This window comes from Leifsonia sp. KNZ12-8B (assembly GCF_056755495.1).
This window is the reverse complement of sequence record NZ_JBPGXM010000050.1, coordinates 1-23,054: the sequence shown is the minus strand read 5'-3', so window position 1 is coordinate 23,054 and position 23,054 is coordinate 1. Positions and strand designations below refer to the sequence as shown.

25 protein-coding genes are annotated in these 23,054 nt (G+C 72.8%); 9 read left to right on the top strand and 16 right to left on the bottom strand.

The annotated features are described in order from the left end of the window. Window positions 1–249 precede the first annotated feature (249 nt). Entirely contained in the window at window positions 250–660 is a 411-nt protein-coding gene (locus ACR9ZG_RS09525; protein WP_481284586.1) for an META domain-containing protein, read from the top strand. Between the two features lie 79 nt (window positions 661–739). Here the strand turns inward: ACR9ZG_RS09525 and ACR9ZG_RS09520 are convergent, their stop codons facing one another. The 4 genes from ACR9ZG_RS09520 to ACR9ZG_RS09505 all read right to left on the bottom strand — a co-directional run bounded on the left by ACR9ZG_RS09520 (window position 740) and on the right by ACR9ZG_RS09505 (window position 3,891). Then, entirely contained in the window at window positions 740–1,129 is a 390-nt protein-coding gene (locus ACR9ZG_RS09520) for a ParB family protein (RefSeq protein ID WP_481284585.1), read from the bottom strand. Between the two features lie 92 nt (window positions 1,130–1,221). After that, on the bottom strand, window positions 1,222–2,265 hold the full coding sequence (locus tag ACR9ZG_RS09515) for an NAD(P)/FAD-dependent oxidoreductase (RefSeq protein ID WP_481284584.1): 1,044 nt from the start codon (window positions 2,263–2,265) through the stop codon (window positions 1,222–1,224). Continuing rightward, the gene (locus tag ACR9ZG_RS09510; RefSeq protein ID WP_481284583.1) at window positions 2,262–2,786 is read right to left on the bottom strand and encodes an isoprenylcysteine carboxyl methyltransferase family protein; all 525 of its coding nucleotides are present in this window, start codon (window positions 2,784–2,786) and stop codon (window positions 2,262–2,264) included. Before ACR9ZG_RS09510 ends, ACR9ZG_RS09515 begins: the two co-directional genes overlap by 4 nt. A 13-nt stretch (window positions 2,787–2,799) precedes the next feature. Continuing rightward, a complete protein-coding gene (locus tag ACR9ZG_RS09505) occupies window positions 2,800–3,891 on the bottom strand; it encodes a type III polyketide synthase (RefSeq protein WP_481284588.1) in 1,092 nt (363 codons plus the stop codon). A 106-nt stretch (window positions 3,892–3,997) separates the two neighbouring features. On the opposite strand from ACR9ZG_RS09505, the gene ACR9ZG_RS09500 reads away from it, so the two are divergent. Further along, window positions 3,998–4,564 (top strand): RBBP9/YdeN family alpha/beta hydrolase, encoded by a 567-nt coding sequence (locus ACR9ZG_RS09500; RefSeq protein WP_481284582.1) that lies wholly within the window; start codon window positions 3,998–4,000, stop codon window positions 4,562–4,564. A 23-nt stretch (window positions 4,565–4,587) separates the two neighbouring features. Here ACR9ZG_RS09500 and ACR9ZG_RS09495 read toward each other — a convergent pair whose 3' ends face one another. From ACR9ZG_RS09495 to ACR9ZG_RS09470, 6 genes are read right to left on the bottom strand one after another with little or no spacing between them, the layout of a single operon-like run. Next, window positions 4,588–5,751 carry a mannitol-1-phosphate 5-dehydrogenase gene (locus ACR9ZG_RS09495; RefSeq protein WP_481284581.1) on the bottom strand — a complete coding sequence of 388 codons (1,164 nt, stop codon included), beginning with the start codon at window positions 5,749–5,751 and terminating at the stop codon, window positions 4,588–4,590. After that, window positions 5,748–6,185 carry a PTS mannitol transporter subunit IIA gene (locus tag ACR9ZG_RS09490; RefSeq protein WP_481284580.1) on the bottom strand — a complete coding sequence of 146 codons (438 nt, stop codon included), beginning with the start codon at window positions 6,183–6,185 and terminating at the stop codon, window positions 5,748–5,750. Before ACR9ZG_RS09490 ends, ACR9ZG_RS09495 begins: the two co-directional genes overlap by 4 nt. Further along, complete coding sequence (locus ACR9ZG_RS09485) at window positions 6,182–7,804, bottom strand: PTS mannitol transporter subunit IIBC (protein WP_481284579.1); 1,623 nt, start codon at window positions 7,802–7,804, stop codon at window positions 6,182–6,184. Before ACR9ZG_RS09485 ends, ACR9ZG_RS09490 begins: the two co-directional genes overlap by 4 nt. After that, window positions 7,801–9,543, bottom strand: a complete 1,743-nt coding sequence (ptsP, locus tag ACR9ZG_RS09480; protein ID WP_481284578.1) for a phosphoenolpyruvate--protein phosphotransferase — start codon at window positions 9,541–9,543, stop codon at window positions 7,801–7,803. Before ptsP ends, ACR9ZG_RS09485 begins: the two co-directional genes overlap by 4 nt. Window positions 9,544–9,545: 2 nt before the next feature. After that, window positions 9,546–9,812 (bottom strand): HPr family phosphocarrier protein, encoded by a 267-nt coding sequence (locus ACR9ZG_RS09475; RefSeq protein ID WP_481284577.1) that lies wholly within the window; start codon window positions 9,810–9,812, stop codon window positions 9,546–9,548. A 57-nt stretch (window positions 9,813–9,869) separates the two neighbouring features. After that, window positions 9,870–10,178 (bottom strand): PTS sugar transporter subunit IIB, encoded by a 309-nt coding sequence (locus ACR9ZG_RS09470; RefSeq protein WP_481284576.1) that lies wholly within the window; start codon window positions 10,176–10,178, stop codon window positions 9,870–9,872. A 203-nt stretch (window positions 10,179–10,381) separates the two neighbouring features. Between ACR9ZG_RS09470 and ACR9ZG_RS09465 the strand changes: the two genes are divergently transcribed. Then, window positions 10,382–12,271, top strand: coding sequence for a BglG family transcription antiterminator (locus tag ACR9ZG_RS09465; protein WP_481284575.1), 1,890 nt, complete (start codon window positions 10,382–10,384; stop codon window positions 12,269–12,271). 88 nt (window positions 12,272–12,359) lie between these two features. On the opposite strand, the gene ACR9ZG_RS09460 is transcribed toward ACR9ZG_RS09465, so the two are convergent. The 3 genes from ACR9ZG_RS09460 to ACR9ZG_RS09450 all read right to left on the bottom strand — a co-directional run bounded on the left by ACR9ZG_RS09460 (window position 12,360) and on the right by ACR9ZG_RS09450 (window position 13,990). After that, window positions 12,360–12,764 carry a hypothetical protein gene (locus ACR9ZG_RS09460; RefSeq protein ID WP_481284574.1) on the bottom strand — a complete coding sequence of 135 codons (405 nt, stop codon included), beginning with the start codon at window positions 12,762–12,764 and terminating at the stop codon, window positions 12,360–12,362. A gap of 90 nt (window positions 12,765–12,854) precedes the next feature. Further along, a complete protein-coding gene (locus ACR9ZG_RS09455; RefSeq protein WP_481284573.1) occupies window positions 12,855–13,532 on the bottom strand; it encodes an HAD hydrolase-like protein in 678 nt (225 codons plus the stop codon). A gap of 38 nt (window positions 13,533–13,570) precedes the next feature. After that, complete coding sequence (locus tag ACR9ZG_RS09450; protein ID WP_481284572.1) at window positions 13,571–13,990, bottom strand: SseB family protein; 420 nt, start codon at window positions 13,988–13,990, stop codon at window positions 13,571–13,573. 133 nt (window positions 13,991–14,123) lie between these two features. Between ACR9ZG_RS09450 and ACR9ZG_RS09445 the strand changes: the two genes are divergently transcribed. Further along, on the top strand, window positions 14,124–14,447 hold the full coding sequence (locus ACR9ZG_RS09445; protein WP_481284571.1) for a histone-like nucleoid-structuring protein Lsr2: 324 nt from the start codon (window positions 14,124–14,126) through the stop codon (window positions 14,445–14,447). Window positions 14,448–14,481: 34 nt separating this feature from the next. Here ACR9ZG_RS09445 and nucS read toward each other — a convergent pair whose 3' ends face one another. Then, window positions 14,482–15,177 carry an endonuclease NucS gene (gene nucS, locus ACR9ZG_RS09440; RefSeq protein WP_481284570.1) on the bottom strand — a complete coding sequence of 232 codons (696 nt, stop codon included), beginning with the start codon at window positions 15,175–15,177 and terminating at the stop codon, window positions 14,482–14,484. A 71-nt stretch (window positions 15,178–15,248) separates the two neighbouring features. On the opposite strand from nucS, the gene ACR9ZG_RS09435 reads away from it, so the two are divergent. Beyond that, a complete protein-coding gene (locus ACR9ZG_RS09435) occupies window positions 15,249–16,313 on the top strand; it encodes a lactonase family protein (RefSeq protein ID WP_481284569.1) in 1,065 nt (354 codons plus the stop codon). Between the two features lie 2 nt (window positions 16,314–16,315). Next, a complete protein-coding gene (locus ACR9ZG_RS09430; protein WP_481284568.1) occupies window positions 16,316–16,849 on the top strand; it encodes a P-loop nucleotide/nucleoside kinase family protein in 534 nt (177 codons plus the stop codon). 45 nt (window positions 16,850–16,894) lie between these two features. Here ACR9ZG_RS09430 and ACR9ZG_RS09425 read toward each other — a convergent pair whose 3' ends face one another. Further along, entirely contained in the window at window positions 16,895–18,166 is a 1,272-nt protein-coding gene (locus ACR9ZG_RS09425) for an MFS transporter (RefSeq protein WP_481284567.1), read from the bottom strand. Between the two features lie 90 nt (window positions 18,167–18,256). Here ACR9ZG_RS09425 and ACR9ZG_RS09420 point away from each other — a divergent pair, with 90 nt between their 5' ends. Together ACR9ZG_RS09420 and ACR9ZG_RS09415 are read left to right on the top strand one after the other, a co-directional pair. Then, the gene (locus ACR9ZG_RS09420) at window positions 18,257–19,333 is read left to right on the top strand and encodes a LacI family DNA-binding transcriptional regulator (protein ID WP_481284566.1); all 1,077 of its coding nucleotides are present in this window, start codon (window positions 18,257–18,259) and stop codon (window positions 19,331–19,333) included. A 153-nt stretch (window positions 19,334–19,486) separates the two neighbouring features. Beyond that, the gene (locus ACR9ZG_RS09415) at window positions 19,487–20,695 is read left to right on the top strand and encodes an amidohydrolase (protein WP_481284565.1); all 1,209 of its coding nucleotides are present in this window, start codon (window positions 19,487–19,489) and stop codon (window positions 20,693–20,695) included. Window positions 20,696–20,762: 67 nt separating this feature from the next. Here ACR9ZG_RS09415 and ACR9ZG_RS09410 read toward each other — a convergent pair whose 3' ends face one another. Then, window positions 20,763–22,130 carry an MATE family efflux transporter gene (locus ACR9ZG_RS09410; protein WP_481284587.1) on the bottom strand — a complete coding sequence of 456 codons (1,368 nt, stop codon included), beginning with the start codon at window positions 22,128–22,130 and terminating at the stop codon, window positions 20,763–20,765. Between the two features lie 80 nt (window positions 22,131–22,210). Between ACR9ZG_RS09410 and ACR9ZG_RS09405 the strand changes: the two genes are divergently transcribed. After that, the gene (locus tag ACR9ZG_RS09405) at window positions 22,211–22,900 is read left to right on the top strand and encodes a hypothetical protein (protein WP_481284564.1); all 690 of its coding nucleotides are present in this window, start codon (window positions 22,211–22,213) and stop codon (window positions 22,898–22,900) included. The last annotated feature ends 154 nt before the right edge of the window (window positions 22,901–23,054 follow it).

Genomic DNA, 23,054 nt, shown 5'->3' with positions numbered 1-23,054 from the left:
GGGGGGGGGGGGGGCCCCCCGGGCCGGGGGGGGGCCGCCGGGGCGGTCGGAGCCCCCCAAGGGTAACCCGGTCCGGGGGGGGGGGGGGGCACACCCCGGGCCCCCCACCGCATCCGCGCGCCTCCACCCAACGCCCCGCGCCTCCGCACCCAGTGTCCGCACTCCCGACGCGCAGCGCGGCCACCCGACTCGCCCGCCCGAGCGGATGGAGCTTCCACGCGCACGCGAGGCGCCGCTACCGTGTGGCCCATGAGAACGACAGCACTCCCCGGCCCGACCGCTCGTCCCCGACGCGCTCCGCGCCGCGTCGCCATCCCCTTCGCGGCGGCCGCGGTGCTGGCGGCGCTCGCCGGATGCTCCACGCCGGGCGGCGAAGAGGGCGCGTTCTCGGGGACGTGGGGCAGCTCGGCGACCGGCCAACCCAACCTCACCATCACGGACGACGGCACGGTGAGCGGCACCGACGGCTGCAACCGGCTGACCGGCAAGGGAACGGTGAGCGGTGACACGTTCACCTTCGGCACCCTCGCCTCGACCATGATGGCCTGTGAAGGGGTGGACGAGTGGCTCGCCCAAGCCTCCACCGCCTCCATCGAGGGCCGCTCGCTCGTCATCTACAACGACGCGCAGAAGAAGATCGGCAGCCTCGACAAACAGTGACGAGCCCGCAGCAGCGGCAGAAGGTGGGACGCCCCGCCTCGGGGGCGGAGGGAGACCTCGGCGGGACGTCCCGGTCCCGTCAGTACCCGATGGGCCTGCCGGGATTCAATGGCTCCTCGCTTCCGGGGAAGCGCTGGCCGCGGTTGTGGGCGCGCTCGCGCCGCTCCACTTCGGCCAGGAGCGCCTTGGTCAGCATCTCGGACCAGCTCGCGTCCTTCTCGTGGAACGAGGTGGAGCGATACGCGGCCCTCGCCCGGTTGCGGAGGTTGTCGCTGAGATAGAAGGTGATGGTCGTCCGCCCGTGGGAGGCGCGGCTCGCGCGGGCCGCGCCACCGGCGCCCGCACCCGTTGCGCCCGCACCCGCCGCGCCGCCCGCACCCGCTGTGCTCGCCGCGCCCGACGCGCTCGACCCGCTCGACCCCTCGGCGGCAGCGAAGAGTTCGGGATCGGCAGGAGCACCTGAGCTCATCGTGACCTCGCAGAATGTGAAATGCAGTAGAACGTGCGTCACATACTACACGTTCTACCGCAGCGCGACACCCTTTTCGGGTGCCAATCCGGTCAGCGCGAGAGACGCTCGACGATGGAGCCGAAGAGCTGCGGCCGCGCGGCCGCCGTCGGCACGATCCGCGGCCGGAAGGAGGAGCGTGCGGCCACCACGAGCCCCGAGGTCAGCATCCGGAAGTCCCGTGTCGTCGCCCGCCACGCGCGCTCGTACGTGGCGGTGTCGCCGTCCCTGACCGCGGCGACGGCCGCCCTGGCCTGCGCGAAGCCCACGCGCATCCCCTCGCCGGTCAGCGCGTCCACGTATCCTGACGCGTCGCCCACCAGCAGCACCCGGCCGGAGGCCCGGGCGCGCGAGCGCTGCAGCAGCGGTCCGGCGCCGCGCAGGTCGCTGACGGGCGACGCGCCCTCCAGCCGGGCGGCGAGCTCCGGAAGGGCTGCGATCGCGCCGTCCTGGTCGAGCGGACGCGAGCCGAGCACGGCGACGCCGACCATGTCGTCGGCGACAGGGGTGACGTACGCTTCCGCCCGAGGCGACCAGTGCACCTCCACGAGGTCGGTCCACGGCGCGAGGGCGTAGTGGCGGCGCACCCCGAAGCGGCGGCGCGACTCCGCCTGCGCCCGGTGCTCGAGCCCGAGCAGGCGGCGGAGGGTCGAGTGGAGGCCGTCGGCCGCGATCACCCACGGCGCGTCGATCACGCCGCCGTCCGCGAGGGTCAGCTCGACACGATCCCCGCGCTGGGCGACGCCGGTGACGCGCGCGGTGAGCCGCTGCGCGCCCAGCGCGTCGGCGCGAGCCGCGAGGGCGGCGTGCAGCGTGGTCCGCCGCACGCCCCGGCCCGGCCGGTCGGCGAAACGGTGCTCGACGCGCGCCGGGCCGTCGACGTAGGCGATGCCGCCGAGGGCCCGGCCGGGAGGGTCGACGCCGATCCGGTGCAGCGCGGCCAGAGCGCCCGGCATCAGCCCCTCGCCGCAGGCCTTGTCGATCGGGCCCGTCCGCGGCTCGACGACCACGACCTCCAGGCCGCAGAGTCGCGCCTCGATCGCGCACGCCAGCCCCACGGGACCGCCCCCGACCACGATCAGGGCCGGCGCGCTCATGCGCGGGCGGGCAGCACGGTCGCCAGCGCGCGGTTCTCGCACGGGATGCGGACGGCCAGCAGCAGCACGGCGTTGAGCACGGTGAAGGCGAGTGCGGTGATCCAGGCGGTGTGCACGAGCGGCAGGGCGAAGCCCTCGACGACGACGGCGACGTAGTTCGGGTGCTTCAGCCAGCGGTACGGGCCGCGGGTGACCAGCGGGATGTCGCGCACGATGATGACCCGCGTGTTCCACCGCGGTCCGAGCGCCCCGATGCACCACCAGCGCAGCGCCTGGCTCGCCAGCACCAGCACGAGCATCGGCCAGCCGAGCCACGGGAGGAACGGGCGGTCGGCGAACCACACCTCGGCGAGGCACGCGAGCAGCAGGCCGGTGTGCAGCGCGACCATCGGCGGGAAGTGCCCCCGGCCGAACTCGACGCCGCCCCTGGCGAACGACCACCGGGCGTTGCGGGTGGAGACGACGAGCTCGGCGATGCGCTCGGCCCCGGTCGCGAGGATGAGGAGCGTGTACCAGATCATGGTGCCGCCCGGCTCACGCGGCCTCGCCGATCGCCACCGGGCCGGCCTGCGATCCGGTTCCCGCGGCCCAGCGCAGCAGCACCAGTTCGCTGGTGACCCCCGGCCCGAGCGCGAACAGGAGGCCGACGGTTCCGGCCGGGTGCTGGTCCACCTGCTCCGCGAGCACGTGCAGCACGGCGGCCGACGACAGGTTGCCGACACGGGCCAGCGACCGCCAGCTCGCGTCCAGTGCGCCCTCCGGCAGGTCGAGCGCCCGCGAGAAGGCCTCGATCACCTTGGGGCCGCCGGGATGCGCCGCCCAGGCGCCGACGTCCTCCACCGTCAGTCCGTGAGCGGCGAGGAGGCCGCGGGCGTCGCCGGCGAAGTTGTTGTCGATCACCTCGGGGACCCCGGCGCTGAGCACGATCCGGAAGCCGGTGCCGCCGATGTCCCAGCCGATCACGTCCGCGGTGTCGGGGTAGATGCGGCTGCGGGTGTCGACGACCTCGGGCCCCGCGAGGCCCAGCGACTCGGCGCGCTCGTCGCCGACCATGACGACCGCCGCCGCGCCGTCGCCGAACAGCCCGCTGGCGACGATGTTGGCCATCGAGTCGTCGCGCGGCTGCACGGTGAGCGAGCACAGCTCGACCGAGAGCAGGACCGCCACCTCGCCGGGGTGCCCGGCGAGGTAGTCGTGGACCCGCGCGATGCCGGCGGCGCCGGCCACGCAGCCCAGCCCGAAGCTCGGCAGCCGCTTGACGTCCGGCCGCAGGCCCAGCCGCTGCACGAGCTGGGCGTCGATCGAGGGCGCCGCGATCCCGGTGACCGAGGTGAAGAGCAGGTAGTCCACATCCTCCGGCGCCAGCCCGGCGTGATCGAGCGCCTGCGTGACGGCGCGCTCGGCGAGGGTCGTGCCCTCGGCGATGAAGAAGTCGTTGGACTCCTGGAAGGAGCCGAGCGAGCTGTACCGCTCCAGCGGCATGACGAGACTGCGCGTCTCGACCCCGCTCGCGGCGTGGATGCGGCGCATGACGGCCTGCCGCTGGGGGTCACTGGTTATCATCGCGAGCAACGCCGCGGTGATCTCATCCTGGCTGTAGGTTCGCGCGGGGAGCACCGGCGCCACCGCTACGATTCGGCTCACAAGCGCAACGTACCACCGGGCCCCCGGGCCTGGCCCCGGTCGCAGCGAACTGGGAGCGAGCGGCTGCGGGAGGCGCTAGCGTCGCAGCATGCGCGCCTTCCTCCTCCTGCACGGCTGGGACAACTTCCGCCCCGCGGGCCACTGGCAGCGGGAGCTGGCGTCGGCCCTCGCGGCGGCCGGCGAACGGGTGGTGTACCCGCAGCTGCCCGACGCCTCCCACCCGGAGGTCGGGGCGTGGCGGGAGGCCGCGGCCGTCGCGCTGGCCGAGGCCGCCGACGGCGGGGCGCGGGTGACCGTGGTGTGCCACAGCCTCGCCTGCCTGCTCTGGCTCGGCGCGCGGCCGGAGGCGGACGGCGCCGTCGATCGCGTGCTGCTGGTGGCGCCCCCGTCGCGGCAGGTCCTGGCCGGCATCCCGGAGGTCGCGCCGTTCGCCGCGCTCCCGCCGACGAGGCCCGCCGGGGAGGTCGCGATCGTCGCCTCCGACGCCGACCCGTACTGCCCGGAGGGCGCGGAGGCCGCGTACGGCGAGCCGCTCGGCATCCCCGTAACCGTCATCGCGGGCGCCGGTCACCTCGACCTGACGGCCGGCTACGGCGAGTGGCCCTCCGTCGTGACGTGGTGCACCGACGGGGGAGAGGCGATCGTCGGCCGCTGACCGACGACCGCCTCGCGGCGTCGTCAGCCGTTCACGGCCTCCTGCGCCTCCCGCACGACGCCGACGAGCGGCTCGTGGAGGGCGTGGCCGGGTTCGATGCCCATGACCTCGGGGACGATCGCCTCCGGCCGGCCCTCCTGCAGGATGCGGCGCAGCTCGACGCTCTGGGTGTCCTCCGGCACGTCGAAGTGGAGCGCCGCGCCGACGGCCTTCAGCAGCGCCGCGGGGATGCCGCCCACGTACTCCGCGTAGTCGGCGGCGGGGCCGATGAAGCGGTCGTTGCGGCCGAGCTTGCGCAGCGGCTCGCGGCCCACGCGCGTCACCTCGTCGACCAGGTACGGGTTGGTGAAGCGGTCGAGGATCTTCGCCCGGTACGCCGCCAGCTCGTCCTCGGGGAGGCCGTGCTTCGCCGACAGGGCCGCCGACGTCTCGCGCAGGGCCGCCTCTGCCGCCGTCCGCACGGCCGGGAGCCGCATCGCCTCGCTGATCGTGCCTGCGCCCTCCAGGAACCCGGTGTACGCGACGGTCGCGTGCCCGGTGTTCACGGTGAAGAGCTTGCGCTCGATGTACGGACCCAGGTCGTCAACGAAGTGCGCGCCGGGGATCGCCGGCTCGGCGCCGGCGAACGGCGTGCGGTCGACGACCCACTCGTAGAAGGTCTCGACCGTGACGTCGATGCCCGCGTCGGCGGCCTGTGCCGGCACGATCCGGTCGACGGCGGTGTTGGCGAACACGGCTCGCGCGGCCAGCGCCGCCCGCTGCTCGTCGTCCTCGAGGCCGTCCATGAGCTCGGCGGCGAGGAGGTCGGAGGCGCCGATCGCGTTCTCGCACGCCATCACGGCGAGACGAGGAGCGTCGGAGGCGCGCGCGACCAGGCCGCGGGCGATCACCGGCGCGACGAACCGCAGGATGCGCGGCCCGACGGCCGTGGTGACCACATCGGCCGACGCGATCTCGGCGACCAGCGCCTCCTCGTCGGTCGCCGAGTTGATCGCCCGGAAGCCGGTCACGGTCTTGGTCGTGGACTCCTCGCCGACGAGGTGCACGTCGTAGGAGTCGGCGGCGGCCAGCGCGTCGATCAGCTCGGCGTTGACGTCCGCGAACACGACCTCGTACCCGGCTTCGTGGAGCAGCAGCCCCACGAAGCCGCGGCCGATGTTGCCCGCACCGAAATGGACGGCCTTCATTCGTTCACGTCTCCCAGGAGCGCGAACAGGGCGTCGGCGTCGGGAGCGTCGAGCAGCTTCTGCACGTCGTCCTCCTCCGAGAAGATGATCGCGATCTTCGACAGGATGTCGAGGTGCTCGTTGTTGCGCCCGGCGATGCCGACGACGAACCGCACCTCCTCGCCGCCCCAGTCGAGCGGCGAGGAGTAGCGGATGAACGACAGCGCCGACCGCTTGATCTCGTCCTTGGACTCGTTGGTGCCGTGCGGGATCGCGAGGCCGTTCCCCATGAAGGTGGAGACGGTCTGCTCGCGCGCCCGCATCGAGTCGACGTACCCGGGCTCGACGGCGCCCGCCCGCACGAGCAGCTCACCCGCCTCCCGGATCGCGTCCTCCCGGGTGGTCGCGGAACCCGCGGCCACCACGTTCGCCCGGTCGAGAATCGTGTCGGTCATTTCGTGGCGTCCTCCGTCGCTGCTGCGTTCTGCTGGTTCTTGACGAGGTCGACGACCTCGTCGTACTTGGGGCTGTTCATGAAGTTGTCGACGGACACGTGGACCGAGTTCGGCGACTGGCCCTTCGCGCGGTCGGTGAGCTCGCGCTGCGTGATCACCAGGTCGGCCGAACCGTCGAGGTTGGCGATGGCCTGGTTGGTCACCGTCACGCCGTCGACACCGGCCTTCTTGATCTTGTTGCGCAGCACGGACGCGCCCATCGCGCTCGAACCCATGCCAGCGTCGCACGCGAACACGATGTTGCGCACCAGGCGGTCGGTGCCGTCGCCCTGTGCGTCGCCGGTGTCGTGCTCCGCCTCGTTGACGAGCGAGCCGAGGACGGCCGACTCCTTGCCCTTGTTGGCCTCGGTCTGGGCCACGGCGGCGGAGAGGTCGCCCGCGTTGCCGGCGGCCAGGTCGCGCTTGCGGCTGGCCCGCAGGATGATCGACGCGACGATGAACGAGACCGCCGCCGCTCCGATCACCGACAGGATCACCCCGACGAAGCTGTCTCCCGGTGTCTGGAGCAGCACCGCGATGATCGATCCGGGGGAGGCCGGGGCGCGCAGGCCCGAGCCGAACGTGACGTTGATCGCGATGCCGGTCATGCCGCCGAGGATGGCCGCGATGATGATCATCGGCTTCATGAGCACGTACGGGAAGTAGATCTCGTGGATGCCGCCGACGAACTGGATCAGCGCGGCGCCGGGAGCGCTCGCCCTGGCGATGCCGAGGCCGAAGATCGAGTACGCGATCAGGATGCCGAAGCCGGGGCCGGGGTTCGCCTCCAGCAGGAACAGGATCGACTTGCCGGTCTGCTGCGCCTGCTCGACGCCCAGCGGGGTGAGCACGCCGTGGTTGATGGCGTTGTTGAGGAACAGCACCTTGCCCGGCTCGATCAGGATGCTCGCGAGCGGCAGCAGGTGCGCCGTGACCAGCCAGTTGACCGCGCCGCCGAGCACCGAGCTCAGCCACTCCACGATCGGGGCGATGCCGAAGAAGGCGCCGATGGCGAGCAGCATGCCGAGGATGCCGGCGGAGAAGTTGTTGACCAGCATCTCGAAGCCGGCCTTGATCTTGTTCTCCCAGAGGCGGTCGACCTGCTTCATCAGGTACGCGCCGAGCGGGCCCATGATCATGGCGCCGATGAACATCGGGATGGTGGACCCGACGATGACGCCCATGGTCGCGATCGAGCCGACCACGCCGCCGCGCACGCCGTAGACCATGCGGCCGCCGGTGTTCGCGATCAGGAGCGGCAGGAGGTACGTGATCATCGGGCTGACCAGGCCGGTGTACAGCACGCTGACGTTGCCGTTGTCGTCCTGCGCGAGCGTGGTCATGGCGCCCTGCCAGCCGATCTTCGACTGCTCGCCGAAGCCGCCCAGGATGCCGTTGATGTCCCAGCCGGTGTTCTGCAGCCAGCCGGTGGAGATGAACAGGGCCGTGATGAACCCCCACGCGATGAACGCGGGGATGTTCGGCATGACCATGTTCGAGAGGAAGGTGCCGAAGCGCTGCACGTGGACGCGCGCGCCACCCGGCTTCTTCGTCGTCGACGTCACTGTCGTCGATGTCATTGCGGTGCCTCGTTTCTGTCGGCCTGCGCCGCGTCGGCGTGTGCCTGATCGGGTTGTGCAGGGGAGGGGAAGCGGGCGGCGGCCGCACGGACCGCCTCCCGGGCGTCGGCCGCGCCATCGGCGGCCAGGGCGGCCTCGGCCAGGGAACGGGCCTGGTCGAGGGTGTAGCGCTTGAGGGAGAGCCGCACGTCCGCGATCGCCGCCGGCGACATGGAGAGGGTGGTCGCGCCGAGGCCGACCAGCACGACCGCGAGCAGCGGGTCGGCGGCGGCCTCGCCGCAGATGCCCACCGGCTTGGAGCGGGCGGCTCCCGCCGCGCCGACCTCGCCGATGAGCCGCAGCACCGCGGGGTGCCACGGGTCCTGGAAGCCGGCGACCGAGCCGAGGAGGCGGTCGGCGGCGAGCGTGTACTGGGTGAGGTCGTTGGTGCCGATCGAGGCGAACGCGGCCTCCTCGAGCACCCGGTCGGCGAGCAGCGCGGCCGACGGCACCTCCACCATCACGCCGACGGTCTTGAGCCCGTACTCGGTGGCGAGCCGCACGAAGTACCGCGTCTCCTCGACCGTCGAGACCATGGGCGCCATGACCCACAGGTCGGCGTCGGTCTGCGCGTCGGCCTCGGCGAGGGCGGTGAGCTGCTCGCGCAGGATGTCCTCGCTGGCGCGCAGCGCACGCAGGCCGCGCAGGCCCAGCGCCGGGTTGTCCTCGTGCGCGTCGTTGAGGAACTCGAGCGGCTTGTCGGCGCCCGCGTCGAGCACGCGCACGACGACCTTCCTGCCGGGGAACGCCGTGAGCAGCCGGATGTACTGCTCGCGCTGCTGCTCCACCGTCGGGGCCATGCGCTGGTCGAGGAAGAGGAACTCGGTGCGGAACAGGCCGACGCCCTCCGCGCCCGCGTCGAGCGCCTGCTGCGTGCCGTCGGCCGAGCCGAGGTTGGCGAGCAGCGGGATGGCGGTGCCGTCCGCGAGGGCGCCGGGCTCGACCCCGCCGGACAGGGCGGCATTGCGCTCCTCGATGCGGCGCTGCGCGTCGGCGCGCTGCTCGGCGGAGGGACCGACGGTGACCGTGCCGGCCGCCGCGTCGAGCACGACGTCGGCGCCGTCGGCGAGGTTCTCCGCCCCGGCGACGCCGACGACCGCGACGATCGACTTCTCGCGCGCGAGGATGGCGGTGTGGGAGGTCGGGCCGCCCTCCTGCGTCACCAGCCCGAGCACCTTGGTCAGGTCGAGCAGCGCGGTGTCTGCCGGGGCGAGGTCGCGCGCGACGAGCACATACGGGGTGTCGGATTCCGGGAGGCCGGGAGCGGGCCGCCCCTCCAGCGCCGCGATGACGCGCTGCGCCACGTCGTCGAGGTCGGTGGCGCGCTCGCCCATGTACCCGCCGAGGCCGACGAGCATGTCGCGGAAGACGGCGAAGCCCTCGAAGACCGCGCGCTCGGCGGTCGTGCCGCCGTCGATGCGCTGGGCGACGTCGTCGGCGAGGGTGGAGTCCTCCGCCATCATCGACTGCGCCTCCAGCACGTCCGCGGCGGTGCCGCTGACCTTCGCTGCGCGGGCACGGAGGTCGGCGGCCACGGTCTGGACGGCCTGCGCGACGCGGGACTTCTCCTCGTCGGCGCTCCGGGTGCTCGGGGCGTCGGAGGGCTCGGGCAGCGGGTCGGCCATGCGGAGCACCGGGCCGAGGGCGATGCCCTGGCCGATGCCGGCGCCGGTCAGCACGTGAGTGGTCGTGTCGGACATGATCAGGCGTCGTGATCCGTGGCGATGATCTCGGCAAGGTCGTCGAGCACGGCCTCGCCGTCGGCGGCCTCGGTGCTGAGGACGATCTTGTCGCCGTGGTCGATGCCCAGCGAGATGACGCCGAGGATGCTGCCGGCGTCGACGGTCTTGCCGCCCTGCTTCGACAGCGTGACCTTCGCGCCCGAGCTGTTCACGGCCTCGACGAACAGCTTCGCCGGGCGCGCGTGCAGCCCGTGGGTCGATCCGACGGTGATGATCCGCTCAGCCATGGGTGGTCTCCTTCGTGGGTTCGGCGCCCCGGAGGGCGACGGGGATGGCTCGTTCACTCACAGTGTCGTCGCCTTCGCGTCCAGTGCCAGGTCCAGCGCGCGGTCGCCGTCGAGCGCAGCCGGTGAGAGGGCGGGAAGCAGCACGACGGCGGTTCCGCTGGAGGCCGCCCGCTCACGCAGCGCGGGAACGCTCGCCTCCAGGTGGGCCCCGACCAGGACGACGTCGATGCCGTCGAGGGAGTCGAGCTGCCCGGCGCTTCCGGCCTCCACGGTCGCCACGACGCCGCGCGCCGCCGCTGCCTTGCGCAGCTTCATGGCGACGAACGTGCTGGACGCGCCAGCGCCGCAGACGACGACGATCCTCATCGATCAGGCCTTTCGTGGAGCAGGTGGAGCGGATGGATCGTCAGTCATCGTCCCTCCGCCCCTCCGCGCGCTTCCAGCAGCGTTTCTTCCGGGGGTGCGGAAGCCCGGGGCGGGAACGCTGCCCGGCGCGCCCCCAGGTGGTTGACTCGTACCGGACGGACCGGAAGGTGATGCGCGTGGCGCTCTCGGCGAGGCAGGCGAGGATGCTGGACATCCTCGCGCGCCGCGCTGCCTGGGTGACGGCCGCCGAGCTGGCGCACGACCTCGGGGTCACGACGCGCAGCATCCGCAGCTACGCCGCCGCGCTCGGCGAGCTCGTCGAGTCGGGCGCCAACGGATACCGTGTGCGCCCGGAGGCGTACGCCGCCTACCAGGCCGAGTCGGCCGCCCCCGACGCGGGCGCGTCGTACTTCGCGCCCGGCTCGCCGCAGGAGCGCCTCGTCTTCCTGGCGCGCCGGCTGCTCGACGAGCCGGACGGCGTCGACGTGTACGAGACGGCCGAGAGCCTCTTCGTCAGCGACTCCACGATCGAGTCCGACCTCTCCCGGCTGCGCGGGCTGCTCGCCGGAACCGAGCTCGGCCTCCAGCGTCACGGCGCGGTGGTGGAGCTGACCGGGCCGGAGATCGCGCGCCGCAAGCTGATCAGCCGGCTGTTCCGCGAGGAGATGCGGCAAGGGGTCGTGGATGTGGCGCGCATCCAGGAGGCGTTCCCCTCGGCCGGGCTGGCCGCCTTCAAGTCGGACCTCATCGAGATGCTCGACGCCCGCGGCTTCTTCGTCAACGAGTACGGGATCAACGACGTCCTGCTGCACATGGCCGTCGCGCTCGACCGGTTCTCGAAGGACCGCGTGCTGCCCGACGCGCCCGACGTGGAGGTGAGCGAGACGATCGGGGTGCTCGCCCGCGACCTCGGCGGCCTGATCCGGCGGCACTTCGACGTGGAACTCGACCCGACCGAGCTGCGCTACCTCGCCATCCTGCTCCGGACCAGGGTCATCGCCCCCGGCGCCGGCCGCGACCCGGTCGAGGAGTTCGTGAAGGAGGAGGATCTGGAGGTCGTGCGCGGCATCATCGCGCGCGCCTCCGCCGAGTACCTGGTCGACCTCCGCGACGAGAACTTCATCGTGCGCCTGACCCTGCACGTGCAGAACCTGGTCGCGCGCGCCCACGAGAAGACGTACTCCCGGAACCCGCTCACGCGGTCGATCAAGAGCTCGTACCCCCTGATCTACGAGCTGTCGGTGTACATCGCCAGCCGCCTCCAGACCGCCGAGGGGATCGAGGTCAACGACGACGAGATCGCGTACATCGCCATGCATGTCGGCGCCTACCTGGAGCAGCAGTCGCGGCGGCGGGATGCGGTGACCTGCGCGGTCGTGTGCCCGAACTACTACGACATGCACATCCTCCTGCGCGACCGGCTGGTGAGCACTCTGGGCGACGAGCTCGACATCACGCAGGTCATCACCTCCACCGACGCGGACTGGGGCGCGATCGACGCCGACCTCGTGCTGACCACGATCGACCCGCACGGCCGCCGCGAGAACGCGGTGATCGTGCAGCCCTTCCTCACCGAGACCGACATCGAGCACATCCGCCAGGCCGCGGCGCGCATCCGCCGCCAGCGTCGGCGCGCGGGCATCAAGGACGACCTGCTGCGCTACTTCGACGAGCGGCTCTTCCTGCGCAACTTCTACGCGCGCGACCCGATCACGCTGATCCGCGCGCTCGGCGACCGGATGATCGCGGTCGGCGCCATCGACGCCGACTACGTCGACCAGACGATCGAGCGCGAGCAGATGTCGTCCACGGCCTTCACCGACACGCTGGCGGTGCCGCACGCCATGACGATGAGCGCCAAGCGCACGGCCATCGCGATCGTGGTCAACGACACGGCGATGGACTGGGGCGACGCGCGGGTCAACGTCATCGCCTTCATCGCGTTCGACGCCAACGGGCGGGCGTCGTTCCAGACCGTGTTCGACCAGTTCGTGGAGGTGTTCAGCGACCGGGAGGCCGTGCTCGGCCTCATCCGCCGCGCCGACACCTTCACCGCCTTCATCGACGAGCTCGTCCGCATCATCGACTCCTGACCGCCCGTAGCCGCCGAGCACAGGAAAAACGCCCCGATTCGCTCGGAATCAGGGCGTTTTTCCTGTGCTCGCGGGCTGGCCCCGGGGGTCAGTTCGCGGTGACGGTGTACGTGACCGAGACGCCGGGGGTGCCGACGGCGACGGTGTACTTGTCGTTCGTGTAGACGACCTTGCTCTCGGTGCCGCCGGCCTGCTGCGTGTAGCCGGCCTTCTCGAGGGCCGCCTTCGCGTCGGCGAAGCCGGTGTTGTTCTTCGGCTGCACGGTGACGGACCAGCCGTTGTCCTTGTCGCCCCGGGCGACGACGACCTGGCCGTCGACCAGCGGGACGTCGTCCTTCGGGAAGTCCGCGGGGAGCTTCTCCGAGGCCGCCTGCGTCGCGGACGCGGAGGGGGTGCTGCCCGACTCCGACGCGGTGCCGGAGCAGCCGGCGAGCGAGGCGATGGTGATGGCCGCGACGATGGCGGCGGGGAACAGGGTGTTACGGGTGCGCATGATTCTTCCTAGTGCTGTATGCGGTGCGGTCTTGCCGACCAACCAGCCTACTCGCGCCCCCGGGCGCCGCGCTCCCCGGTACCGCTCCGGTCAGCCCAGCAGCAGCGAGCTGAGCTGGTCCGCCGAGTGCACGACGGCGATCGCGCCCGCCGCCTCGGCCGGGGAGCCGTAGCCCCATTCGACGAGGATGGTCGGCAGGCCGTGCTCGCCGGCGCCGACCACGTCGTAGCTGCGGTCGCCGACCATCACCGTGTGGCCGAGGTCGATGCCGCGCTCCTCCAGGCGGCGTAGCGCCTCCGCGACGACGTCGGCCTTCGCGCTGCGGCTCTCGTCGTCGGTGGCGCCGGTGATGACCTCGAAGTACCCGGCGAGGCCGAAGTGCTCCAGGATGCGCGTCGCCTGCGTCTCCGGCTTGCTCGTCGCGATGGCGAGCGGGACGCCTGCGGCGCGCAGCCGCTCCAGGAGCCCGCGGATGCCGGGGAAGACCGCGCTGTCGAACGCGCCGTGCTCGGCGTAGTACGCGCGGTACACGCCGAGGGCCTCCCGCGCCTCCGCCTCGGTCATCCCGCCGATGCTCTGCAGCGACTCGAGCAGCGGCGGCCCCACGTACTCCACCAGCTCGACCGGGGTCGGGACCGGGCGGCCGAGCGTCTCGAACATGCGGACGAGGGCCCCGGTGATGCCGGGGGCGGAGTCGGTGAGGGTGCCGTCGAGGTCGAAGAGGACGCAGGTCCAGGTGCGGGTGACGGTCGGAACGGTTTCGGTCATAGCGTCACCCAATATATGTGACGTATTCGAGCGGATGCTCAGCGTCCGCCGAGCGCCTCCTCGATGTGCGAACGCGCGACCACCATGGTGTGCTCGGCGCCCGGGTCGAACTGCACGGCGACGAACGGCGCGGTGCGGATGAAGCCGAGCGCCTCCGTCGCGGGCACGATCACCGCCTGCACCCGGCTGCCCTCGCCCTCGGCGGTCTGGGCCACGGCCGCGCGCAGCGCATCCATCGAGGTGAAGAGCGGCAGCACGGGCTCGCCCGTCGTCGAGCTGATCGTGCGCAGGCGGGTGTCCTGCGGCGTCGAGCCGGTCACGTCGACGACCAGCCCGCCCTTGACGGCGGCGGCGAGGAGCTTCTGGAGGTTCTCCAGCGTCGGCTCGGCCGCGATGGCGGTGAGGGCGGAGCGGACGGGGAGGTTGCGGTAGCTCTGCGGGAAGCGCGGGGCGGGCATGGTCCCCCATGATACGAGGTATTGCTTAGTGCGACTATTCGCGAATTATCAGGCCGGATTTCGTCGACTATTCGATAGGCTTTTCGCGGCAGAAGCTGGAATTCCCGAGAATTCATTCACGAGAGGTGCGGAAATGGCGCGCAAGATCATCGAGACGATTTTGGACGACCTCGACGGCTCGGAGGGCGCCTCCACCGTCTTCTTCGCCTTCGACGGGCGTTCGTACGAGATCGACCTCTCGGACGAGAACCGCGAGCGGCTCTCCTCCGCCCTCCAGCCGTTCATCGACGCCGCCCGCACCACGAGCTCGCTCCAGCGGCCCGGCTCCGGCGGACGCCCGTCGCAGAAGCAGGACCTCAACGAGATCCGCGAGTGGGCGCGCAACAACGGCTTCTCGGTCAGCGACCGCGGACGCGTCGCCGCCCACGTCATCGAGGCGTACGAGGCCGCGAACTAGGGCGCGGCCGGCCCGCTCGGCACGGCCCTCCGGCTCAGAACAGCGTCGGGATGCGGCTCTCGACGCCCTTCATCGCCTCGTAGTCGAGGAGCAGCACCTCGAGGCCGCGGTCCTCGGCGAGCGTGCGGGCCTGCGGCGCGATGCTCTGGGCGGCGAGGATGCCGCGGACCGGCGCCAGCGCGGGGTCGCGGTTCATCAGCTCGAGATAGCGGGTGAGCTGCTCGACGGCGTCGATGTTGGCCTTGCGCTTGAGCTCGACGGCCACCGCGCCTCCCGAGCCGTCCCGCGCCAGGATGTCGACCGGCCCGATCGCGGTCATGTACTCGCGGCGGACCAGGGTGTGGCCGTCGCCGAGCAGCTCGATCTGCTCGGCGAGGAGCTTCTGGAGGTGCGCCTCCACGCCGTCCTTCTGCAGCCCGGGGTCGACGCCTAGCTCGTGCGCGGTGTCGCTGAGGATCTCGTGCACCGAGACGATGAGCATGTCGGCCGTCTTGGCCTGCGTCACGCGCCACACCTCGGTGATGCCCGCGGCGCGCTGGTCGTCGTCGGGCTCCATCACGCTGAGCGTGCAGGGCGGGCTCATCCAATTGAGCGGCTTGTACGAGCCGCCGTCGGAATGGACGAGCAGACTCCCGTCGGCCTTCAGCATGAGCAGGCGCGTGGCGAGCGGGAGGTGCGCGCTCAGGCGGCCGGCGTAGTCGACGGAGCAGGTGGCAATGACAAGACGCACCGTGACATCCTACGGGCCGACCCGGCCGGTGCCGACTCCGCCGCCGCAGCCTCCGCTGGCAGGATGAGGGCATGGCTCACGACCTCCTCATCGGCACGTACACGCAGCGCCTCCCGCACGTCGACGGTCACGCGGAGGGGGTGCTCGCGGCGCGCTTCGACGGCGACGGCGTCGCGGACGTGCGCGTCGCCGCTCCGGTGACCAACCCGTCGTGGGTCGCGACGTCGCCCGACGGCCGCGCGGTGTACGCGGCGGAGGAGACGGGTCCCGATGGCCGGCTGCACGCCTTCGCCCGCGACGCGGAGGGCGCGCTCACCCCGCTCGGGAGCGTCTCCAGCGGGGGAGCAGACCCCGCCCACCTGCTCGTGCACCCCTCCGGCCGGTTCCTGCCGGCCGGGACGTACAGCGGAGGCTCGGTGTCGGTGTTCGCGCTGTCCGCCGACGGGTCGATCGGCGAGCGCACGGCCTTCGTCCAGCACGAGGGGCGCGGGCCGGACGACGCGCGGCAGGAGGCCCCGCACGTCCACCAGCTGAGCGTCGACCCGGTCACGGGCGACGTCGTGGTCGTCGACCTCGGCCTCGGCCAGGTGCGCTGGTACGCGTTGTCGCCGGAGGGTGCGCTCGCGCTGCGCGACGATGCCACGGTTGCGCTCGGTGCGGCGGGTCCGCGTCACCTGGCGTTCCATCCCGATGGCAGGCATGCGCTGGTCGTCGGTGAGCTCGACGACATGCTGCACGTGCTGCGGCGGGAGGGCGACCGCTTCGTCCTGGTCGGTGGAGCCTCCACCCGCGCGGCGGTCGCGGCGGGGGCGGGCCTGCCCGTCGGCGACAACACGGCGGCGGCGGTGCGCCTCAGCGCGGACGGGCGCACAGTATTCGTCAGCAATCGCGGGGACGACACGATCGCGGTGTTCGCCTTCGATGCCGCGGCATCCTCCCTGGCGCTGGAGGCCGTGGTCCCGGTGCGCGGGCGGACACCGCGCGACCTGGTGCTGTCGCCGGAGGGCGACCGTGTGCTGGTCGGCTGCCAGGACTCGGACGAGGTGACCGTCTTCGCGTTCGACTCCGGCACCCGCGAGCTGTGCTTCCTCGGCGCCTCGCCGGTCCCGACGCCGGTCTGCCTGGTGTTCGTCTAGCCATGCCCCTCGCGAGGTTCGACACCGTCCTGGTCAACGGCAGCGTCGGCACCGGGAAGACGACCACGGCCGAGAGTCTGGGCGACGAGCTGGAGCGGCGCGGCGTCCCCGGCGCGGTCATCGACGTCGACGGGCTGCGCCGGGCGTGGCCCGCGCCGGCGGACGACCCCTTCCACACCGCGCTGGCGCTGGCGAACCTGGAGGCGGTCGCCTCCAATCTCCGACGGGCCGGCGCGCGCGTGCTCGTGGTCGCCGGCGTCGTCGAGACTCCCGACGAGCTCCTTCGCACCGCGACGGCGCTGGCCGCGCAGACGCTGCTGCACGTCCGCCTGTCAGCGGCGCCCGACGTCGTGGTCACGCGACTGGCCAGGCGCCACGCCGACGATGAAGCGGCGCTGCGCTGGCACGCGCAGCGTCACCCCGAGCTGGCCGGCATCCTCGAACGAGCGGGCTTCGCCGACGAGCTGCGCATCGACACCGGCCGGAAGCAGGTGGCCGACGTGGTGCGCGAGATCTGCTCGACCCTTCTGGGCTGAGGTGCTCGGCGGAGCGCCCGCTCGGACGGGGGAGGCGCGGCTGCGTCAGCTCTGCGTCGCCGGCGCCGCGTCTGCGCCCGCGCCCGCGCCCGCAGCGCGCCGGGCCCGCACGGCCGGTGCGGCGAAGAACGACGCCAGCAGCAGCACGACGATGAGGTACAGCGCGTTCAGGAGGCCGACCTCCTTGCCGAGGAAGCCGATGATCGGCGGTCCGACGAGGAACGCGCAGTAGCCGATGATCGCGACCGCGGAGACGCGGGCGGCGGGGTTGGCGGCGCCGTCCGCCGCGGCCGACATCCCGAGCGGGAAGCCGAGCGAGACGCCGAGGCCCCACAGCACGGTGCCGATGACGACCACCCACATGGGTCCGCCGACGATGAACAGCAGGAGGCCGACCACGCCCATCGCCGCGGTGATGCGGATGGCGGCCACGCGCCCGATGCGGTCGACGATCGGGCCGCCGGCCACGCGGCCCACGGTCATCGCGGCGACGAAGCAGCCGAACACCACCGCGCCGGTCGAGTTCTCCTGGCCGTGGCCGTCGACGACCGCGAGCGAGATCCAGTCGTTGGCCGACCCTTCGCCGAAGGCCATGCCGAGCATGACGACGCCGATGAGGATGAGCCTCCAGTCGGCCCAGACCGCCAGCGACGTCCGCAACCGGTCGGCGAACGGCGCCTTCGGCGCGTCGGTCGTCTCGTCGCCGAGGTCGGCCTCGCGGGGGATGAACCGGACCGCCACGAGGCCGCCGACGACCAGGATCACCGCCACGACGAGCAGGTGCCACGCCACCGCGATGTGCAGCGCGGCCGCGGCGGCGCCGAGGCCGGCGCCGATCACGGTGCCGAGGCTGAAGCACGCGTGCATCAGCGGCAGCACGGTCTTGCCGATCTCGCGCTCGACGGCGGTCCCCTCGACGTTCATCATCACGTCGAGCATCCCGTTGCCGAGGCCCAGGAGGATCAGCCCGACCGCGACCAGAGGCACCGAGTGCAGCACCGTTGCGCCCAGGCCGATGAGCGCGGTGCCGATCGCGGCCGTCGTGAGGGTCGCCACCATGCCGCGGTGCGGTCCGACGCGCACCAGCACGAACGACGAGCCGGCGAGGCCGATGATCGCGCCGGCCGACATCCCGGCGATGAGCAGGCCGACCGCCGATGGATCGGTGCCGAGGCCCAGCTCGTCGCGGACGCCCGGGATGCGGGCGACCCAGCTCGCGGTCGCGAGCCCGCTCAGGATGAACACTGCGAAGACGGCGTTGCGCCAGGCGGTCAGCTCGCGGCGGCTGCGGGTGGAGGTCGGGGTCGGCTGCGACATCGGCGTTCCTGCTGGGTATCTGGTGGGCGTCCGGTGCGGACTGTGCGGTCGAATCGTTTCGATCGAAACGATTCGACTAAGCTACCACACGTGAACGACAGCAGCACGACCTCCACCGGAACCCGACCGACGCTGGCCGCGGTCGCCCGGCTGGCGGGCGTGTCGAACTCCACGGCCTCCCTCGCCTTCTCCGGCACCGGCCCGGTCTCGGAGGCCACTCGCGAAAGGGTGCTCGCCGCGGCGAAGGAGCTCAACTACGCCGGACCCGACCCGCGCGCGCGTTCGCTGCGCCGCGGCCGCTCCGGCATCGTCGGGGTCGTGATGGAGGAGCGCGTGCGCGACGCTTTCCGCGACCCGATCAAGATCGCCCTGCTCGACGGCATCAGCGAGGAGCTCGGCGCCATCGACGCGGGCCTGCTCATCCTCACCGACGCGGGGGAGGCCGCCCAGCGCATCGAGGACGCCCCGATGGACGCCGTGGTCCTGGTCGGCTGCAGCCCACGGCTCGACGAGTCGGTCGCGATGCTCAAGCAGCGGGGGATCCCGCTCGTGGCCATCGAGGGCGACCCCGCCGACGGGGTGCCGACGATCGGCCAGGACAACCGGGAGGCCACCCGGATCGCCGCCCAGCACCTCCACGACCTCGGCCACCGGGATGTCGCGCTGGTCACCCTCCCGCTGACCCGTGACCGCGGCCGTGGCCCGCTCACCGGGCACCACGCCGCGTCGGCCAGCTCGACCACCGCCGCGGAGCGCCTCGCCGGGGCGCGCGACGTCTTCCCGGACGCCCGCGGCTGGACCACCCGCGGCTCCTTCGTCGAGGAGGGCCGGCTCGCCGGGGAGGCCCTGCTCGCCGACCCCGACACCCGTCCCACCGCGATCATCGCTCAGAGCGACCTGCTGGCGGCGGGCGTCATCCGGGCGGCGGAGGAGCTCCGCCTCGCCGTCCCCGACGACGTGAGCGTCGTGGGCTTCGACGGTGTCCGCGTCGACGGCCTGTGGCCCTACGACCTGACGACCCTCGTCCAGCCGGCCGTCGAGAAGGGCCGCGCGGCCGGCCGCTCGATCGTCGCGATGCTCGAGGGCGACGAGGTGCGCCCGACCTCCTTCACCAGCGTCTTCCACCCCGGCAACACGACCGCCCCGCCGCGCGCCGCTGGCGCGTAGGAGCGCCGCAGCGTCGCGCGGTTTCCGGAGGCGCGATTTGCGCCGAATGTCGGTTTTCGCGCTCCCATAACCGCGATTTGCGCCGAATGTAGCGTCCCCCTGGGCGGGCCGAGTCACCCCGGGCGATCCCGCAGGGGCACGTAGGGTGGGGGCATGGACCTCGACGCCCTCTACCGCGACCTCCACACCCACCCCGAGCTGTCCTTCGCCGAGCACCGCACCGCGGGGATCGTCGCGCAGCGCCTCACGGACCTCGGCCTCGAGGTGCACGCCGGCATCGGCGGCACGGGCGTCGCCGGCGTCCTGCGCAACGGTGACGGCCCGACCGTGCTGCTCCGGGCCGACATGGACGCCCTCCCGGTCCGCGAGCTCACCGGCCTGCCGTGGGCGTCGACCCAGACGGTGACCGACGCCGACGGCAACACCGTCCCGGTCATGCACGCGTGCGGCCACGACATCCACATCACCTGCCTCCTCGGAGCCGTGGAGGAGCTGGCCGGCTCGCGCGACCAGTGGTCGGGCACCCTGGTCGCCGTGTTCCAGCCCGGCGAGGAGCACGGCGGCGGCGCCCAGGTCATGGTCGACAGCGGTCTCTACGACCTCGTCCCCACGCCGGACGTCGTGCTCGGCCAGCACGTGACGCCCCTCCCCGCGGGGATGCTGGGAGCCCATTCGGGTGCTGCGATGGCCGCCGTCGACACGATGGAGGTCACCATGCACGGCCGGGGCGGCCACGGTTCCCGCCCCGAGACCACCATCGACCCGATCGTCATGGCGGCGGCGACCGTGATGCGGCTGCAGGGCGTGGTGTCGCGGGAGATCGCACCGCAGGACACGTCCGTCGTCACGGTGGGCAGCCTCCACGCCGGCACGAAGAACAACATCATCGCGGCGGAGGCCCGGCTCGGGATCAGCGTGCGCAGCTTCAACGAGGACGTGCGCGCACGCGTGCTCGCGGCGGTCCAGCGCATCATCGCGGCCGAGTCCCAGGCGTCCGGCGCCACCAAGGAGCCCGAGCTGGAGTGGGGCGAGCGCTACCCCGTCACCGTCAACGAGCCGGAGGCGACCGCCCGCGTCAACGCGGCCTTCTCGACCGAGTTCGGCGCCGAGAACCTGCTCGACCCGGGCGCCCTGTCGGGCAGCGAGGACGTCGGCAACCTCGCCACCGCGGCCGGCGCCCCACTCGTGTACTGGATGCTCGGCGGCGGCGACCCCGAGAAGGTGCGCGCGGCGATGGCGGCCGGCACGGTCGACGAGGACATCCCGTCGAACCACTCGCCGCACTTCGCCCCGCTGGCCCACCCGACGATCCCGACCGGCGTGCGTGCGCTCGTCGTGGCCGCCCGGGAGTGGCTGGGCTAGGCCCCGCGTCCCGTCAGGCGGCGGCGCCCGATCGCAGGGCGCCGGCCGCTCGCGTGGGCGTGGCGGCTCACACCACCGCCCCGACGCGCAGCCACACCCGCCCGCGGGCGCGCAGCCCCAGGGTGAGCGCCCGCGCGCCGAGGTAGCCGAACGCGAAGGCCGCCGCCAGCCATGCCAGTCCGGACGCGTCGTGGCCGCCCCAGACGAGCACCGCCGCGGCCATCGGCGCGAAGACGGCCACGTTCAGCAGTCCGGTGAGCGCCAGGTAGCGCGCGTCGCCCGCTCCGATCAGCACGCCGTCGAGCACGAACACGTACCCGCCGAGCGGCGCACCGAGGCCGATGATGACCAGCGCCGGCGTGAGCAGGGCGGCGACCGACGGATCGCTCGTGAACAGGCCGGCGGCGAACGGGCTCAGCACCACCGTCACCAGTCCGAGCGCGACCCCCGCTCCGACGCCCCACTCCAGGCAGCGGCGGAGCACGGCACGCACGCCCTCCGCGTCGCCGGCGCCCAGCCCCTTGCCGACCAGCGCCTGCGCGGCGATCGCCAGGGCGTCGAGGGCGAACGCGAGCGTCGAGAACACCGTCATCGTGACCTGGAAGGCGGCCAGCTCGTCCGGACCGAGCCGGGTCGCCGTGAAGACGGCCAGCAGGATCGCGGCGCGGAGGCTCGCGGTGCGCAGCAGCAGCCAGCCCCCCGAGCGCGCCGACCGGCCGATCCCGGCGTGGTGCGGGAGGAGCGGCGCCCCCACCCGCCGCGCGTGCCCGGCGACGATTACCGCGTACACCGCGACCATGGCCCACTGGGCGGCGACCGTCCCGAGCGCCGACCCGGCGATCCCCTTCTCGAGCACGTAGATGAAGAGGTAGTTCAGCGCGATGTTGGCCGCGAAACCGGCGACGGCGACGACCAGCGGCGTCCGGGTGTCCTGCAGGCCGCGCAGCAGGCCGGTCGCGGCGAACACGAGGAGCATCGCCGGGAGGCCGAGCATCGAGAGCTGGAGGTACTGGACGGCCTGCTCGGTGACCGCGGAGGACGCCCCGAAGAGCCCAGCCAGCGCGGGCGACGCGAACCAACCGGCGCCGGCGAGCACGACGCCGATGCCGAGAGCGAGCCAGACGCCGTCGACCCCGGCCGCCACTGCGCCGCGTTCGTCGCCGGCGCCCAGTCGGCGCGCGACAGCGGGCGTCGTGGCGTAGGCGAGGAAGACCATCAGCCCGACGATCGTCTGCAGCACGGCGCTCGCGATGCCCAGCCCGGCGAGCGGGGCGACGCCGAGGTGCCCGACCATGGCCGAGTCCGCGAGGAGGAAGACGGGCTCGGCGACAAGCGAGCCGAGCGCGGGGACGGCGAGGCGGAGGATGTCCCGATCGACCGGGCGCGGGCGGAGCAGCTTCACGACGTCACCAACGGTACCGCCGACCACCGACATCGGCGTCCGGCGCACCCCGCCCCCTGGGCGCCGGGTGGGTCGCTCCCGCCGATGTCGGAGGTCCTTCCTAGGGTGGAGTCATGAGCCAGCTGATGCCCGAACTCCTCGCCACCTGGACGTGGCGCCTGGAGCGCGTGCAGAGCGGCCGGACGATGCTCGGCCGCGGTCAGGCGACCACCGCGCGCACCGACCTCACCCATGACCGGGCCGCCCACCCCGAGGCCTACGTCGGCTACGAGGAGGAGTTCGCCGCCGCGATCGACGCACTCGACGTGCTGGCCCGGCAGCACAACCGGCGCGACGACCTCGACGCGGTGCTCGCCTCGGAGCGGCGCCGCGAGCGGGCCGCGGCCGGCTTCGGCGGCGCCGACGGCAGGCCGGGAGGCAGCACGCACGCCACCCACGACGGCGGTCGCGGCCGCGTCTCGCTCGCGCCCGAGCACGACCGTGTGCCGCGCGGGCTGCCGGAGCCGCTGGACCAGTGGGTGCACCGGCTGATCCGCTACCGCAGCGGCGCCAAGCTCATCGCGCCGATCGAGGCGTCGAGAGCCGAGATCCGTCTCCGCAACGAGGCCGACCTCGACCCGGCGGCGTACCTCGGCCCGGTCTCGGGCCCCTACTTCCGGCGCGTGATGCGCGAACTCGGCGAGATCGCCACGAGCCAGCGCCCGGGTGTGCACCTCGCCGGCCGCGGCCTCCACCGGGGCGTTCCGACGCTGCCGGGCGAGCTGCCCGCCGACGCGTCCTCGTCGCGGCGCTCGGCGCGGTGAGCCGCCGCACCGGCGCGCTCGCGAGGAAGACGGGGCTCGGAGGCGCCGGGCTGCTCCTCGTCGCCGTCATCGCGCTGTGCGGGTATGCGGTCGCGTCGCGCGGAGGGGTCGAGGCCCCCGCGGCCGCGCCCGCGACGTCCGCGCCGCTCCCGAC